Genomic DNA, 15,336 nt, shown 5'->3' with positions numbered 1-15,336 from the left:
GGTGATAAAGAGGGTAAGAACGGATGTGTAGCCGCCTTTGAATTATCATCGGCGGCCATAGTGCAAACTTAGGCGACGGCGAACAGGTTTTTATGGGCGTCTAACCATTGTTCAAACGGTGTAGGTTCTTTGCCGGTTAACTGCTTGAAATGGTCGGTGACTTCAGCCACACCACCTTGCCGTGTGTTAATGTCGAAACTGGCGAAAATTTCTGCTAATGCCGGCGGCAGCCCGGCTTGGGTTAAGTCTGCTTGCTTCTGTTCGTCCGTAATAGGCACTACGGCGATGGGCTTGCCACTCACCTTACTCAGCAGTTCGGCCATGTCTTGGGTGCGGTAGGCTTTCGCGCCACTCAAGGTGTAGGTCTTGTTGGTGGTATCGCCGCTTGCTAAAGCATGGGCGGCGGCTAAGGCGAGGTCGGCACGGGCAATGTGTGCCGAACGCCCGTCGCCCGCAGCGCTAAACCACTGGCCGCTGGCTAGGATGTGTTCGGTCTCCATGAACAAATTCTCGAAGTACCAGTTATTGCGTAAAATGGTCCAGCTCATGTTGCTGGCAGCCAATGCCTGTTCCGTGCCGAGGTGATCGCCTGCAAAAGTAATCGCCGAACCTTCCGGTTTAGGCATGGACGTATAAATAACGTGTTTTACACCCGCTTGTTCCGCCGCAGCAATGGCGTTCTTATGCTGTTCCAAGCGCTTGCCGGGTAGGCCGAGGGTGTCAGTGCTGATCAGCAACAAGCGCTGCACGCCCTTGAATGCATCGGCCAAGGTTGTCGTGTTGTCGAAATCTGCATGGCGAACCTCGACTCCTTGAGCGGCAACCTCAACCAGTTTGGTGGTATCGCGGGTAAGGGCAACAATGTGTTGTGCCGGAACCTGCAAGTTATCCAACAGGTATTTGATAACCTGGCGGCCTAATTGACCTGCCACACCGGTTACAGCAATCGGGTATTGATGAGACATAGCATTTCCTCTCAGTGGTATTAAATTACGTTTATCAATCTAGTTACTTTATAATACCGACTAATTGAACGTGCAGAAGTAGGGCGCAAAAAGTGACCTAGTTACTACGCAGTAACGATAGGAGAGATTAAGGTGGGTAAGCGTAAACCAGAATTTGAAGCGCTGAATCGCAACTGCCCGATTCGGGATGTGCTGGATCGGCTCGGTGATCGTTGGACGGTTTTGGTGTTAATGACGCTGGGCGAACAAACACTGCGGTTCAGCGCGTTGCGCCGGGAGATTGAAGATATTTCGCCGCGTATGCTGGCGCAAACACTGCGCCATTTGGAGAAAGACGGTCTGGTGAGTCGTCAGGTTTATCCCACCGTGCCTCCGCGAGTGGAATACCGTATGACGCCGTTGGGCCATTCCTTTTTTGACCCGTTACAGCACTTGATTCAGTGGGCTGATGAGCATCATGAGCAGGTACGGCAGGCACGCGAAGCCTATGTAGCACCCGAAAGCCATGAAGCGCTTTAGATGCAACCTTTAACGCTGTTCGCGCCCGTGCCCCCCATTTTTACTGCGCTCGATAGGCGCGCAATCCACCATTGATATAGCGGACGTTTTTGTAACCCATGTTTTTCAAGGCCGCAGCCGACAAGGCACCACGATTATTCGCATTGCAGTAACACAGAATGGTCGCGTCGAGATCAGGAATCTCGCCTTCCACATTCATTTCCAACTTGCCACGGCTGATGTTGATTGAACCGGCGATGTGGTCAGCGTCATGCTCTTCCTTGTCACGAATATCGAGCAATATAGCACCATGACTGACCATTTCGTCAACTTGGTCGGGTTTGATGTCGTTGACCTCAGCGCGTGCTCGGTCAGCCATTGCTTGAAATTTTTCGGTGTAAGCCATGTTGTTTCTCCTAAGGTATGTATTAGGTAACTTTAATATAAGTATTTTCTAAAGTAAAGCAGGAAATGTGACGACAGATAAGGAACAGATTGCCCAATGATGTCAGGGTGATAGGATGGGCATATCAGTCACTTTGTTGGTATGAGATGAACAACGAGCAACCGAAAAACCCGCTGCATGGCATTACCTTGGAGGCTATCGTGGTAGCACTGGAAGCGCATTATGGTTGGGATGTACTCGGCCAAAAAATCAACATCAACTGCTTCAATAACGATCCGTCGGTTAAGTCCAGTTTGAAGTTTTTGCGCCGTACGCCATGGGCGAGGGCACAGGTTGAGCAGCTATATGTTGAGACGTTTTCGGATTGAAGGTGAATCTGTGATTGCAGGATAAGATTTTTTAAACGGAATCAAGGAGCTTTAATGTATACCTACGAACAAGGACCTTTGCGCAAGATACCTGCTGACGTATCACTGGCAAAGGCGATGTTGCCTCTGCTTCTGATGTTTTGTTGTTTCCTAGTGTTCTACATGTTTGTTATCGAAGAGCGTTTCGTTGAGTTTCTTCAGTTCTTCTTGATGTTGTGTATTTTCAACCTCGTTGCTCAAGCCGTTTCATTACGCAGCGCTCAATGGGTGTTGCAAAAATAACATAGGAATCCCCGTGCTCTATTTCGCGTTGCTGTTCTCGGTTGTCCTGCTGCTATGCGGCTCGTCGGAGCGTCGTGAGGCGCGTTATGGTTTGTCGGTGGCGGCCGTTTTGCTGGCCTGGCTGGTGGGCTACCACAGCATGCTGTTCAGTGCTTTTGTCCTTGCGTACATGGGCTTGACCTATTGGATGCACGCGCAACCACTGCCTAGACCGTGGTTATGGGGCCGATATTTCCTGTGGTTTTTGTTCAGCGCGGCCTTGGTGTTGCATGCGGTGCCGGGGTATGAAGGCTTACTGGTGGTGGAGGCACAGCCATGGAAACCCGGTGCGGTGTCTACGCCGTTTTATTTGAATACCGATAAGGTGTTGGTGGCGTGGTCATTGCTCACGTGGCTGCCTTTGTGGGGGCGCAGCCTGCCTGCCTTATCTCGTGCGATCCCGGCCAGTGCGCCCATTGGTCTGATGGTCTTGGGCATCTCGGTCATTATGGGTGTGGCGGTCATGCTGAGGCTGATCGATGTTAGCCTAGGCTTGCCAATGTGGTTTGGGTTCTTTGCACTGAGCAATTTAGTGAACACCTGTATTGCCGAAGAATTGTTGTTTCGCGGCGTCGTACAGCGTTGGTTGCAGCAGCGGTTTAACCTTTGGTTGGCGGTGCTGTTGGCGAGTGTGTTGTTCGGTTTGGCGCACTTTGGCGGCGGCATGGCGTTTGTGCTGGTCGCCACCTTGGCCGGGTTATTGTACGGTGCGGTGTACGCATTAACGGGCCGTTTATGGTGGGCTATTGCGGCGCATTGGCTATTGAACATGGTGCATCTGGTCGGTTTTACGTACCCGATGCTGGCGTAATGAAATCTGAGGTGAAACGTTATGGCGCACTTTATTCTGTTTTACGACTACGCTCCGGATTATTTGGAACGCCGGGCTGAATTCCGAGACGAACACCTAAATCTGGCTTGGGCGGCACAAGCCCGTGGTGAGCTGTTTTTGGCCGGTGCATTGGCCGAGCCGTCTGATGGCGGGGTGTTGATTTTTTCTTGCGAGACGGCAGCAACGCCAGAGGCTTTCGCGCAAGCTGACCCCTATGTGCACCATGGTTTGGTCACTACCTATCGTGTTCGTCCTTGGACCACAGTCGTGGGTGAACATGCAGCATCGCCGGTGCGACCTTAATTTTCTGTGGGCCTTTTTGCGCTAGGGAGAAAATTTTCAGTTGAATCCTGTGCGCAATCTCGTTATGGTTCAAGCCATGAAAACACAACAGATACACCTCTCTCTCGCCCTACTACGACTGCTATGATCTTCGGCAGGCCCTAGCCCTGCACGTCAGAACCTCGCTTTAACCGTTAACCAGCAAAGAATCAAACAGTCAAAAAAGGTCGTTTTCATGTTAGTTACTCATTCAATCGTTGTTCTACTGCTCAGCCTACTACGACTGCCCTCCGGAGGCTGAGCCGTGCGTTGTTGGCGGTGCTCAGTCACCACACCTCTTGCCGCCAAACAACTGAATAGCCAAAAAATTAAAAAGAGTAGACTGAGCCATGAACAACCCATCTATCCCTGCATCAGACCGCACGCCTTCTGCATTCGACCACCGTAAATACGTCGCCTATGATACGCCAACCCTGCCCGACCGCACCTGGCCCGACCGAGTTATCACGCAAGCGCCCATTTGGTGCAGTGTGGACCTGCGCGACGGTAACCAAGCCTTGGTTGACCCCATGACCGTGCCACAAAAATTGATGATGTTTGAATTGCTGGTGGATTTGGGTTTCAAAGAAATCGAAATCGGCTTCCCTTCGGCATCGCAAACCGAGTTCGATTTTTGTCGGCAGTTGATCGAAGAAGAGCGCATTCCGGCGGACGTGACGATTCAAGTGTTGGTACAAGCCCGCGAACCCTTGATTGCCCGCACTTTTGAGGCGTTAAAGGGGGTCAAGCAAGCCATTGTACATGTGTACAACTCTACCTCACGGGTACAACGTGAACAGGTGTTCCGACAGGATATGAACGCCATCCGGCAGTTAGCACGCCAGGGCGCGCGCTGGGTGAAAAATTACGCGCAGCAATACCCGGATACGCAATGGCGGTTTCAATATTCACCCGAAAGCTTCACCGGCACCGAATTGGAGTACGCCATCTCCGTGTGTAACGCCGTATTGGATGTTTGGCAGCCCAGTGCGGAAGCCAAGGCAATCATCAATTTGCCGGCTACCGTCGAGATGTCTACACCGAACGTGTTTGCCGACCAAGTAGAGCGGGTACATCGGGCATTGGCCTACCGTGATGCGGTGGTCTTATCCGTGCATACGCACAATGACCGAGGTACCGGCATTGCGGCTTCCGAATTAGCCGTCATGGCGGGCGCGGATCGAGTTGAAGGCACCTTGTTGGGCAACGGTGAGCGCACCGGCAACATGGACATTTTTACCATGGCGATGAACCTGTATTCGCGCGGGGTAGACCCAGAGTTGAACTTGGCGGATGTGGAGCGTATCGAACAGGTGTATACCACCTGTACGAATTTACCGGTGCATCCGCGTCATCCCTACATTGGCGAACTGGTGTATACCGCGTTTTCCGGCAGTCACCAAGACGCGATCAAAAAATGCTTGGCGGTGCGCCAGCCGGAAGACCCGTGGGAAGTGGCCTATCTGCCGATTGACCCCGCCGATTTAGGCCGCTCTTATGAAGCGGTGATTCGGGTGAATTCGCAATCCGGTAAGGGTGGTGTCGCTTATCTGTTGGAACAGAATACGGGGTATCGCTTGCCGCGAGCCTTGCAAGTCGCCTTTGCGCAGGTGGTACAACAGGAATCCGAGCGTTCGGCCAAAGAAATTCATGCTGCATGGATTACGCAAGCCTTCCATGACGCTTACAGTCAGCAAGCGCCGTTGTCGGTAGAAAGCTATCGCTTGAACGCGGCGCGCGGGGGCAAGGATCAGTTATCCGTCGAGGTGATCTATCACGGGCAAGCGCAAACCTGGGTCGGTCAAGGGCAGGGACCACTGGCCGCGTGGGTGAATGCGGTGAACAACCACTGTGGTTTGTCTTTGGAGGTGGATGACTACGCCGAGCACAGTTTGGGTCATGACAAAGACGCCGACGCCGTGGCCTTTGTGGCCTTGAAGGGTAACGACACGGTTTTTTGGGGCTGTGCCACCGGGAGCGACATCGTGCGCACCGCCCTGGATGCGGTGGTTGCAGGTGCCAACGCGGCGATCAAGCAGGCGGTAGATAAACAGGACAAACAAAGTGCTTAATCGAGACTTTTCTACATTATGCTTTCTTTAATAAGAATATGAAAATCCGTGATTAGACGTCTGCCCTTAAGGCGTCTATATTTGTTGCACAAATACAACACTGCCCTGATGAGGGCGCAACCAGGCTGACAGGAATCGAGCATGAAAACCCTAAAACTATCCCTTGGTGCCCTAGTGGTTACCAGTGCATTGCTGGGCACCACGGCCAGCGCCGACGAACATGCATTAAACGCCGAACAATTGCAGGCGGCTGTTTTAGCTGGTGGCTGTGCAGGTTGCCATGGCACGGATGGACGGCGTGATGCGTTAAACGGTCGTGCGGCGACGGTACTGGAGCGCCAGCTCCTCAGCTTTAAAAACGACGAGCGTCCTTCTACCATCATGGGGCGGATCGCCAAAGGTTACAGCGATGAAGAAATCGCTGAGATTGCGCAATATTTCGCCAGCCTTGATAACTGAGCAGGAGAAAGAACATGACGGACAATACAGCAACAAAATCACTGCTCAGCCCCGTTGAAAAGGCCGGAGTTTCTCGGCGTAACTTGCTTAAAGGTGTCGGTGCCGTAGGTGCCCTGACTACGCTGAGTGCCTGTGCAACCATCGGCTCTTCTGCTCGGGTAGACGGTCGAGTGGTTGTCATCGGAGGCGGTTTTGGCGGCGCAACTGCCGCGAAATACATCAAACGCGCCAACCCTAACGTCGCGGTCACCTTAGTGGAGCCGAACGCCACCTTTTATACCTGCCCGTTCAGCAACCTCTACCTCGGCGGTATTCGGGAGTTCGAAGAAATCGGACATGGTTATGATGAGCTGCGCAATGTGTATGGTGTTGAGGTCGTACACACCCTTGCCGAAGACATCGATCCGGTTGCGCATCGCGTGCAATTGGCGAACGGCACCACGTTAGAATACGACAAGTTGGTGATGTCGCCCGGCATTGATATGCGCTGGAATGCGATCGAAGGGTATGACGAAGCAGCCGCTGAGTTGGCGCCGCACGCGTGGAAAGCCGGTGCACAAACGCAGATCTTGAAGCGTCAACTGGAAGCCATGCCAAATGGTGGGCTGTTTGTGATGGTCGCTCCGCCAAACCCGTACCGTTGCCCACCGGGGCCGTATGAGCGCGCCAGCATGGTGGCACACTATTTCAAAGAGAATAAGCCAGACTCGAAGATTTTGATTCTGGACCCGAAAGATGCGTTCTCTAAGCAAGGCTTATTCACCGATGGTTGGAACCAACTGTATCCCGGTATGATCGAATGGGTCGGACTCTCGAACGACGGCCGTGTGGTGCGCGTGGATGCGGCGCGGCGTGAAGTAGAAACAGAATTCGGTACTCGACATCAAGCCAGTGTGCTCAACGTGATTCCAGCGCAAAAAGCCGGTTGGATAGCGGATCGAGCCGGTGTAACCGACGCCAGCGGTTGGGTGCCGGTGCAAGCACGCACGTTTGAATCGCAGCAGGTGCCGGACATCTACGTGATCGGTGACGCCACCGTTGCCGCGCCTATGCCGAAGTCGGGTTTCTGCGCCAATTCGCAAGCCAAAGTTGCCGCCGCCGCGATTGTATCAGCCTTGGATGGCCGGTCGGCGCCCAACCCGTATTTCACCAATACCTGTTACAGCCTGATTGGACCAGAATACGGTGTATCGGTAGCGGCTATTTATAACCTGAACACAGAGGGTAATATTCAGGCAGTCGCCGGGGCAGGTGGATTAAGCCCGAGCACTGGTGATGCAAGTCTGCGGCGGGCGGAGGCGATGAATGCGCATCGGTGGTATGATGCTATATGCCAAGACGCTTGGGGTACTCCCTCTTAAGAGTGGTCTAAAAACTATTGCGCTCGCCCTGACGGCGTTAAAATTTTCCGAAAAATGCTCACTTACGTTCAGTAAGCTGCGCGTTTTCGGAAAATTTTGCCTTGCCAGTGTTTCGCTCATGACGTTTTTAGAGCCACTCTTGAATGATTGAGAATTGACTGGCCTTTTGTTGATTGAGAATCAAATTTTCTGCTGCAAGGAAGGGGATGGTCATTCGGCCACCCCTTTTTTACTTTCATTTAGCTCACTAAGGGCAAGGTGTTCATGAGCAATACAGAGTTGGCCATTCTTGGTGGCGGAATCATCGGTTTGCTGTTCGGTATGGTTGGGCAGCGCTCGGGCTTTTGTTTGATGCGCGGTCTTGAGCATGCGTGGGTGCAGAACGATGGCCGCAAGTTGCGGGCGTTTGCAACGGCGATGGCGGTGGCATTATTGCTGACTCAGGTATTGAACGCTGTCACCGATCTGGATCTCACTGGGGCGCTCTACTTGCAGCCTACCATGTCATGGCTTTTGGTGCCGGTGGGCGGTGTTATGTTTGGCTTGGGCATGGTGTTGGCGAATGGCTGTGGGGCGCGGGCATTGGTGTTACTGGGTCAGGGTAATTTACGCTCGTTAGTGGTGTTATTGGTGTTGGGATTAACCGCTTACATGACACTCTCGGGCGTGTTGGCCCCCTTACGCTTGTGGCTGGAGGGGTTAACGACAATCCGTTTGCCAGCCCGCAGTTTGCCTCTATGGTTTTCGCAGGTTGGGGTGTCCGTGTCTATTGCTACCGCCGTGATGACGCTGCTGTTGGCCGGTGGTTTGGTGTTATGGGCGTTTCAGAGCCGGACATTCAGACAGGCTAAGACCGAACTGGCGTCGGGCGTCATCATTGGAGTACTGGTGGCTGCTGGCTGGTGGGTGACGGGTGTCTTGGCCGCCGATATCTTTACCCCGGTGCGTTTGGCATCCCTAACCTTCGTGGCGCCCATTGGTGACAGTGTGCAGTATTTAATGATTTCGACAGGCATGAATGCCAATTTTGGGATTTCGGTAGTCGGCGGAATGATTGCCGGTAGTCTGTTTATGGCGTTAATTACCGGTACATTTCAGTGGGAGTCATACTCATCTCCGCAACACATGCGGCGTTCAGTGAGCGGTGCCGTTTTGATGGGGTGTGGTGGTGTCTTAGCTCTGGGTTGCAGCATTGGCCAAGGCTTGACCGGATTTTCAACCCTGGCGTTGACCAGTTTTGTGGCCATTGGCGCCATTGTTTTTGGTGCGTGGTTAGGTCTGAAAGGGCCGCTGCGTTCGTATGTTCGTTCATGAATTTGAGATAGGAAATCGTTATGCCTCGTAGTGTGCGTTCGGGCTTTCTGGTAACGGTGTTGATGATGTGTTTAGCCCCATTGGCGCTGGCGGATTGGCAGCGCTTTGAGGCGGTGCGTGAAGCGGTCGGTGAAGCAACTCCGCGAGCGCAAGGGCTAACGATGGAGTTGCCTCTGGTGTCTGAGGATGGCTCGGCGGTGCCGGTCACCATCAAGGTCGACAGCCCCATGCGGACAGATCAATACATCGAATCGATTCAAATCTTTGCCGACGGCAACCCGAACGCCGAAGTGGTGGATTTCTTGCTAACGCCGCGGGTCGGCCGTGCCGAGGTTTCCACGCGTATTCGCGTCAATGAAAGCCAGACTATTTGGGCCGTAGCGCGGAGTAATACCGGTGAAGTGTGGGTCACATCACGTGATATTCGCGTTACTGTGGGCGGTTGTTTGATGACCGCCGAAGACAACAGCAGCGTGTTGCTCAGTCAGCCGAGGGTAGCACTGCCAAGGGCCTTCCGTGCTGGTAACGCAGACGAAGTCCGCACGCTGGTCACACACCCGATGGAGACGGGTCTGCGCGAAGGGCCGAATGGCGATGTGCTGCCGCGCCGCTTGGTAGAATCCTTAACCGTATCCATCGGTGGGGAAACAGCACTGACGGTTCGTATGCACACAGCGGTATCAGCTAACCCTTACATGCGTTTCTTCCTGGCCCCTCAAGCGAGTGCTGAAGCGATCTTTGTCTGGCAAGAAGACAGCGGTTTCAGCGTGAGCTCAACACACTCGCTCACGGTGAATTAAACCAACCCCACGCTGCGCAATAGGAACAAACCCAACGTGGTGGTCAGTAGTGAGAAAAAGGTGGTGACGGCGATAATTTCCGCCGCCAACTCGCCCCACGGCGTCATTGCGCGGGCCATAACATAGCTCGCGGCGGCCGTTGGCGAGGCCATCATCAAGAACAAAATCCCTAGCGCTTCACCACGGAAACCGAACAGCAAGGCAACAAGCACCGCTGAAACGGGAATGATGATCAATTTAAACGCACTGGCCAGCAGCACCAAGAAGCGGTTATTGCGTAAACTCTTAAAGCGTAAGCTCGCCCCAACGCAAATCAACGCCATGGGTAGCGTTAAATCCGCCAAACCTTGTAGTGTGCTGTCCGCCAACGCCGGCAATGCCCACCCGGTCAGTGACCAGGCTAAACCCAACATGACGCCAATGATCATCGGGTTCCGTGCCAGTTGATTGACCAGCATCAGCGGTGACATCTTTGCTTGCCCGGCTTGTAACACAACAATGGCGGTCAGATTGTAAATCAAAGTGATGAACGCCAAATACAGCGAGGCCAAGGGGATTACCGAGGTACCAAACGCATTGACCACCATCGCCAACCCGATGATACCCATATTGCCCCGATAAGCTCCTTGCACAAACACGCCGCGCCGAGAACGATCCGGGGTGAACATGGGCGTAATCCACCACAACAGTACCACCGTAAGTAGCGTAAAAATGGCGGCGAAGCCGATCAGCCCGCCCTGCCAACTGTCGACCACCGAAGAGCGTGCTGTGTTAAGGAACAATAAGGTCGGCAAACACCAAGTAAACACCAAACGGTTGGCATCCTGAATGAAGGCGTCACTCAATCGGTTCGTGCGTTTGAGCGCATTGCCGCCCGCGAGCCAAAGTAAAATAGGCAGGGTAGTCGAGAGCGAAAACAAGAGATTGTCGAGCAAAGACACTACAAACTTCTCCACGCAGAGGGACGTTTCAGGGCGGGTATGCAAACGGCGCAGATTCTAGCACAGACAATGAGATTTGGATCGTTCCACCGTTGGGAAACTGGACGGTGGCAGTTCCAGTTTGCGGTTCGTCTATGCTGGCAGAATGGTCAAGGTTATGGCATTGTCGGCAAGACAGAGAAACAGGAGCTAACATGGCAGTGATCAAAGTTATCGGTCGACCCGCGTCGCTTGGTGGAGCACCGTTGGCGCGTGTACTTCCGCACCGTTCGTGCCGTGCCGTAGGGCCTTTCGTTTTCTTGGATCACTTCGGCCCGGCCGAGCAACAGGATATGCAGGTTGCGCCGCATCCGCATATTGGTTTACACACGCTGACTTGGTTGTTCAGCGGTGAAATTTTGCATCGTGACAGCTTGGGTACAGAAGCCGCCATTCGAACCGGTGAGGTCAACTGGATGACCGCAGGCGCTGGCATTACCCACTCTGAACGTACTCCGAACGGACAGCCACAGGACCTCCATGGGCTGCAATGCTGGGTCGCACAAAGTCGCGCTGATGAACAAGGCGAACCAGGGTTTCAGCATGTGGGTGCTGATGATTTGCCTCGGTTTTCCCGCGACGGCGTGCGCTGGACGGTGGTGGTCGGGCATTGGTTGGAAGAGCATTCGCCGGTGCGGATCAATTGGCCGACCTTCTTTGTTGAAGGTCGAACCGAAGCCAGTGACACCTGGGAGTGGCCGTACCCCGCCATTTGGACCATGGGAATTTACGTCGTCTCAGGTTCATTGACCGTCAGTTATGACGGTAACACGCATCGTGTGGTGGCGGGCGAATTGTTGGTCATTCCACCGCAAGAACAAGGCGTGCCGCAGCCGCATGTGGAAGCCCTGGCGGGCGTGCAATTTGTGTGTTTTGGTGGCGAACCGTTGCCCGAACAGCGTTTTTTTGATTGGAATTTTGTCGCCTCGGATCCAGCGCTGTTGGCCAGCGCCCGTGCCGACTGGATGGCACAGCGGCGCTTTGCCCCGGTGCCGGGAGACCCAGAGCGCATCCCCCATCCCGCCGAGCAGGATCAAGATGCGCCCGGTGTCGCTGAAGGGTGAATCGGCAGCTCGACCTTGGGCGCACGTTGACTCAAAAGAACGCCAGCAAACACCAATGCAATGGCGAACCATTGTTGCAGGTTCATGGTGTCCTGCAGCAAAACCATACCGAAGAACAAAGTAAACACCGGCAGTAAATTGGTGTATCCCGCTGTGACGGTCGCGCTGATATGACTCAAGGCATAGTTATATAAACCGTACGCGCCCAAGGTCACCACAACGCCCAGATAGCCCAAAATAATCCAGGTGCTCAGTGCAACCGTGTCAGGCCAGGGCTGTGTCATGGCCAATGGGAAGAAAAAGGCCGTACCGACAAAGGCTTGCATGGCGGTTAAAAACAACGGGCTGTAACCGCGCGTGAGCTTCTTGACCAACAAGGTGTAGCCCACGGCACTGGCCATGGCAAGAAATTCGAGAAAGTTACCCAGCGCCGGGTTGGGCGCACTGGCACTGATGTCGCTGTTCCATGACATCCAGACCACGCCAATCACCGCAATACCAAAGCCACTCCATTGATAGCGGCTGATCTGCTCGCGCAAGAAATACCACGCTCCGGCTGCGACCATTAGGGGTAGCATGCTGGTGATCATGCCCGCTTGACTGGCGGTGGTGTATTGCAAAGCCATGGCTTCAAAAATGAAATACAAGCAAGGCTCGAAGGCCGCCATGCCCAGCAGCCACTTCCAGTCACCCGCTTGATAACGAACCCCGCTCGCCCACAATTTATAGAGCAACAAAAAGGTGATTGCGCCTATCGCCATCCGAACGAAAATGACCTGCATCGGGTGCATCACGCCCACGGCAATCTTTAACGCAATAAAGGAACTGCCCCAGATGGACATCGCCAATAGAAGTGCCAAATGTGCACGTAACGTCGAGGACATGCTGAACTCTCGGAGAAAATTAGGCGGCGTATTGTCGCAGAAAAATTGAATCTGACCAGCCGCTGAGAAAAATGACCGGATGACGCCTGTCAATTGGCAAGGACATTACCTATTCACGGCATCGTGTCGGCAAGATACGCCTCGATGGCGGCGATGGTTGGCGGGTCCAAAATGCCCAGTTGGGGAGCATCGTAGTAACCCAGTCGATGCAAGTAGGTTTGGGCTTGCCGCAAGGCCATGCGCATACTGGTGCGCCCCAAGTTCTCGGTTACCTGACCGTTCGCATAACCCAGAGTGTCTAATGCCCGGTTGAGCCGCTGCTGCACGTCGTCTTCTGCTAACGTTGCAAGCGCCGATTCAACGGGCTGTGGACGCAAATCATCACACCCGGTTAACAGCAACAGTAAGGTGAGAACGCCAAGCCAAATCATCGGTTGTCGCAGGGCCATATTGACCACCCAAAAAGGCATAGAGATACCCGAAACAGGGTAACAAAAAAGCCGCCCGAAGGCGGCTCAAAGCAGCGCTAGGCGCTTATTATTTAACGCGTTTGATTTCGCCGCTTTCAATTTTCGCCCAGTATTTGTTCACTTCACGTTTCACCACTGGCATCAACAGGTATAGCCCGATGATGTTAGGAATCGCCATGGCGAACAACATGGAATCCGAGAAGTCGATGACGGGACCCAAGCTCATGCTGGCACCAATGACGATGAAGAACAGGAAGATGATGTTATAAACGATCTCCTTGTTTCTACCTTCGCCAAACAGGTAGGTCCAGCTCTTCAAGCCATAATAGGACCAGGCAAACATGGTGGATAACGCAAACAGCACGACCGCAATGGCCAGTACGACAGGAAACCATGGCAACACCGTCGCATAGGCTGCGGAGGTCAATTCCACCCCGGTTAAATCCGTCATCAAGGCACCACTGATAATGATCACCAGTGCGGTCATGGTGCAGATCACGACGGTATCAATGAAGGGCTCCAGCAAAGCCACAAAGCCTTCCGATACGGGTTCGCTGGTTTGTGCAGCCGAGTGAGCAATGGCTGCCGAACCGATACCGGCCTCATTCGAGAACGCGGCTCGACGGAAACCTTGAATCAGCGCACCCAATACGCCGCCTACAACGCCTTCTCCGGTGAAGGCACCGCTGAAGATTTGTCCGATCGCCCAGCCCACCATATCTATGTTGGCTAAAATAATGATCATCCCGGCACCAAAATACAGGGCAGCCATAAACGGGATCAGCTTTTCCGTAACGCGGCCAATGGCTTTAATACCACCAATGATTACGCTACCGACAATCGCCGCCATGATCAGGCCGAAAAGCCAGCCCTTGTCGGCAAAGAAACTCTCAGCCCCGCCGGTAACATTAACAATTTGCGAAAAGGCTTGGTTGGCTTGAAACATATTGCCGCCACCCATAGCACCGCCAATACAGCAAATAGCAAAGGCAACGGCGAAAACCTTGCCCAAACCACCCATGCCGCGTTCTTCGCGTAAGCCTTTTTCCAGGTAGTACATCGGCCCGCCAGATACCCGGCCATCCGGCAGGTGGTTACGGTATTTAACGCCCAGAATACACTCGGTGAACTTTGACGCCATGCCCAGCAGACCTGCCAGAATCATCCAGAAGGTTGCCCCCGCACCACCGATGGACACCGCGACCGCTACCCCGGCAATGTTGCCCAAACCCACGGTGCCCGACAGCGCGGTGGTTAAGGCTTGGAAGTGCGACACTTCACCGGCGTCCGTAGGCTTTGAATAGCGGCCACGCACCAAGTCGATGGCGTGCTTGAAGCCGCGAAACTGAATAAAGCGGAAAAAGAACGTGGCAACCAGACCGCAAATAACCAACCAGCCGACGATGAGAGGAAATTGTACGCCCCCAATGGGTACGGAGTAGAAGATGACATTGACGATGGGTGTTGCGATGGGTTCGAAGACACGGCTTATTGCAGCATCTAAACCCGTTTGTTGGGCGAAACTGCTGACCGACAAAAGCGACAATGTCGTCAGGGCGAGTATTTTTTGAATGAATTTTGGCATGTGAGAATGCTCCAATCTAGAAATGAAAAATCGCTGATCGGCTCTTAGACGTTGCCCCTATGGGACTACGGTCACAGGAACCGGTGAACTTTGCACTAAAGACAACCCCAAGCTGCCCACGAGCACATTCTTCAATTTTGAAGCGCCCTTACGGCCAACAAATATTTGCGCGTTGTCTTGCGTCTTCGCGATTTCACACATCAACTCGGTTGGATTGCCATAACGTACTTCACTGGTCACGGACAAACCGGATTGGCGCAGCTCGGCACAGGTCGGCTCAATGAATTTTTCGGCCGCTGCCACTTCTTCCACTTTGCGAGCATGGCGCTCACGCAGCTCCTCTTTGGACAAAAAGGTGTAAGGGGACCACTCGAGAATGTGCACCAAATGAATGGCGCCGCCCTGGGCATTGGCGCATTTTACCGCGAAATCCAAGGCTCTCTTGCACGAATCTGTGCCGTCGAAGCCGACGATAAAGGTACTTGCCATGATGTTTTCTCCATTTTTGTTGTTATAAACAGCCATAGCACCACTGTGTTACTTCCAAGCAGTGATACACAATTGCAATTAGACCCTAGTCGCAAGTAAAGGCGCTGTAAAGCAAAAAACCGACAGCGCAGCGGAAAAGCTGTTCGA

Annotated in this window: 18 protein-coding genes; 11 read left to right on the top strand and 7 right to left on the bottom strand. The window is 53.5% G+C overall.

Features of this window, described 5'->3' with window-relative positions:
* Positions 1–68 precede the first annotated feature (68 nt).
* Entirely contained in the window at positions 69–965 is an 897-nt protein-coding gene (locus tag ACFOSD_RS02540) for an SDR family oxidoreductase (RefSeq protein ID WP_380693907.1), read from the bottom strand.
* 132 nt (positions 966–1,097) lie between these two features.
* Between ACFOSD_RS02540 and ACFOSD_RS02535 the strand changes: the two genes are divergently transcribed.
* On the top strand, positions 1,098–1,484 hold the full coding sequence (locus tag ACFOSD_RS02535) for a winged helix-turn-helix transcriptional regulator (protein WP_380693909.1): 387 nt from the start codon (positions 1,098–1,100) through the stop codon (positions 1,482–1,484).
* A gap of 40 nt (positions 1,485–1,524) precedes the next feature.
* On the opposite strand, the gene ACFOSD_RS02530 is transcribed toward ACFOSD_RS02535, so the two are convergent.
* On the bottom strand, positions 1,525–1,869 hold the full coding sequence (locus ACFOSD_RS02530) for a rhodanese-like domain-containing protein (RefSeq protein WP_380693911.1): 345 nt from the start codon (positions 1,867–1,869) through the stop codon (positions 1,525–1,527).
* A gap of 146 nt (positions 1,870–2,015) precedes the next feature.
* Here ACFOSD_RS02530 and ACFOSD_RS02525 point away from each other — a divergent pair, with 146 nt between their 5' ends.
* The 9 genes from ACFOSD_RS02525 to ACFOSD_RS02485 all read left to right on the top strand — a co-directional run bounded on the left by ACFOSD_RS02525 (position 2,016) and on the right by ACFOSD_RS02485 (position 9,717).
* Positions 2,016–2,237: a VF530 family protein gene (locus ACFOSD_RS02525; RefSeq protein ID WP_380693913.1), complete on the top strand. Its 222-nt coding sequence runs from the start codon at positions 2,016–2,018 to the stop codon at positions 2,235–2,237.
* A gap of 54 nt (positions 2,238–2,291) precedes the next feature.
* Positions 2,292–2,519, top strand: a complete 228-nt coding sequence (locus ACFOSD_RS02520; RefSeq protein WP_380693915.1) for a hypothetical protein — start codon at positions 2,292–2,294, stop codon at positions 2,517–2,519.
* A gap of 13 nt (positions 2,520–2,532) precedes the next feature.
* Positions 2,533–3,369, top strand: a complete 837-nt coding sequence (locus tag ACFOSD_RS02515; protein ID WP_380693917.1) for a CPBP family intramembrane glutamic endopeptidase — start codon at positions 2,533–2,535, stop codon at positions 3,367–3,369.
* 21 nt (positions 3,370–3,390) lie between these two features.
* Positions 3,391–3,693, top strand: coding sequence for a YciI-like protein (locus tag ACFOSD_RS02510; RefSeq protein ID WP_380693919.1), 303 nt, complete (start codon positions 3,391–3,393; stop codon positions 3,691–3,693).
* 368 nt (positions 3,694–4,061) lie between these two features.
* A complete protein-coding gene (locus tag ACFOSD_RS02505; protein ID WP_380693922.1) occupies positions 4,062–5,783 on the top strand; it encodes a 2-isopropylmalate synthase in 1,722 nt (573 codons plus the stop codon).
* 141 nt (positions 5,784–5,924) lie between these two features.
* The gene (locus ACFOSD_RS02500) at positions 5,925–6,242 is read left to right on the top strand and encodes a c-type cytochrome (RefSeq protein ID WP_380693925.1); all 318 of its coding nucleotides are present in this window, start codon (positions 5,925–5,927) and stop codon (positions 6,240–6,242) included.
* 14 nt (positions 6,243–6,256) lie between these two features.
* Positions 6,257–7,603, top strand: coding sequence for an FCSD flavin-binding domain-containing protein (locus tag ACFOSD_RS02495; RefSeq protein WP_380693927.1), 1,347 nt, complete (start codon positions 6,257–6,259; stop codon positions 7,601–7,603).
* Positions 7,604–7,867: 264 nt separating this feature from the next.
* A complete protein-coding gene (locus ACFOSD_RS02490; RefSeq protein WP_380693930.1) occupies positions 7,868–8,917 on the top strand; it encodes a YeeE/YedE family protein in 1,050 nt (349 codons plus the stop codon).
* Between the two features lie 20 nt (positions 8,918–8,937).
* Positions 8,938–9,717 carry a thiosulfate oxidation carrier protein SoxY gene (locus ACFOSD_RS02485; protein WP_380693932.1) on the top strand — a complete coding sequence of 260 codons (780 nt, stop codon included), beginning with the start codon at positions 8,938–8,940 and terminating at the stop codon, positions 9,715–9,717.
* Here ACFOSD_RS02485 and ACFOSD_RS02480 read toward each other — a convergent pair.
* On the bottom strand, positions 9,714–10,658 hold the full coding sequence (locus ACFOSD_RS02480; RefSeq protein WP_380693934.1) for an AEC family transporter: 945 nt from the start codon (positions 10,656–10,658) through the stop codon (positions 9,714–9,716). The genes ACFOSD_RS02485 and ACFOSD_RS02480 overlap by 4 nt on opposite strands.
* Positions 10,659–10,852: 194 nt before the next feature.
* Between ACFOSD_RS02480 and ACFOSD_RS02475 the strand changes: the two genes are divergently transcribed.
* Entirely contained in the window at positions 10,853–11,761 is a 909-nt protein-coding gene (locus ACFOSD_RS02475) for a pirin family protein (protein ID WP_380693936.1), read from the top strand.
* Here the strand turns inward: ACFOSD_RS02475 and ACFOSD_RS02470 are convergent.
* The 4 genes from ACFOSD_RS02470 to ACFOSD_RS02455 form a co-directional block, all read right to left on the bottom strand.
* Positions 11,731–12,645, bottom strand: a complete 915-nt coding sequence (locus tag ACFOSD_RS02470) for a DMT family transporter (RefSeq protein WP_380693938.1) — start codon at positions 12,643–12,645, stop codon at positions 11,731–11,733. The genes ACFOSD_RS02475 and ACFOSD_RS02470 overlap by 31 nt on opposite strands.
* A gap of 113 nt (positions 12,646–12,758) precedes the next feature.
* Positions 12,759–13,094 (bottom strand): peptidoglycan-binding domain-containing protein, encoded by a 336-nt coding sequence (locus ACFOSD_RS02465; RefSeq protein WP_380693941.1) that lies wholly within the window; start codon positions 13,092–13,094, stop codon positions 12,759–12,761.
* A gap of 88 nt (positions 13,095–13,182) precedes the next feature.
* Positions 13,183–14,700: an alanine/glycine:cation symporter family protein gene (locus tag ACFOSD_RS02460; protein ID WP_380693945.1), complete on the bottom strand. Its 1,518-nt coding sequence runs from the start codon at positions 14,698–14,700 to the stop codon at positions 13,183–13,185.
* 57 nt (positions 14,701–14,757) lie between these two features.
* Positions 14,758–15,189 carry a universal stress protein gene (locus ACFOSD_RS02455; protein WP_380693948.1) on the bottom strand — a complete coding sequence of 144 codons (432 nt, stop codon included), beginning with the start codon at positions 15,187–15,189 and terminating at the stop codon, positions 14,758–14,760.
* Positions 15,190–15,336 lie beyond the last annotated feature (147 nt).

The sequence above is a fragment of the Salinispirillum marinum genome, assembly GCF_042650105.1.
Taxonomy (GTDB): Bacteria; Pseudomonadota; Gammaproteobacteria; order Pseudomonadales; family Natronospirillaceae; genus Salinispirillum; species Salinispirillum marinum.
Note: the sequence above shows the minus strand (reverse complement) of the source record. Positions and strands in the feature narration are given on the sequence as shown.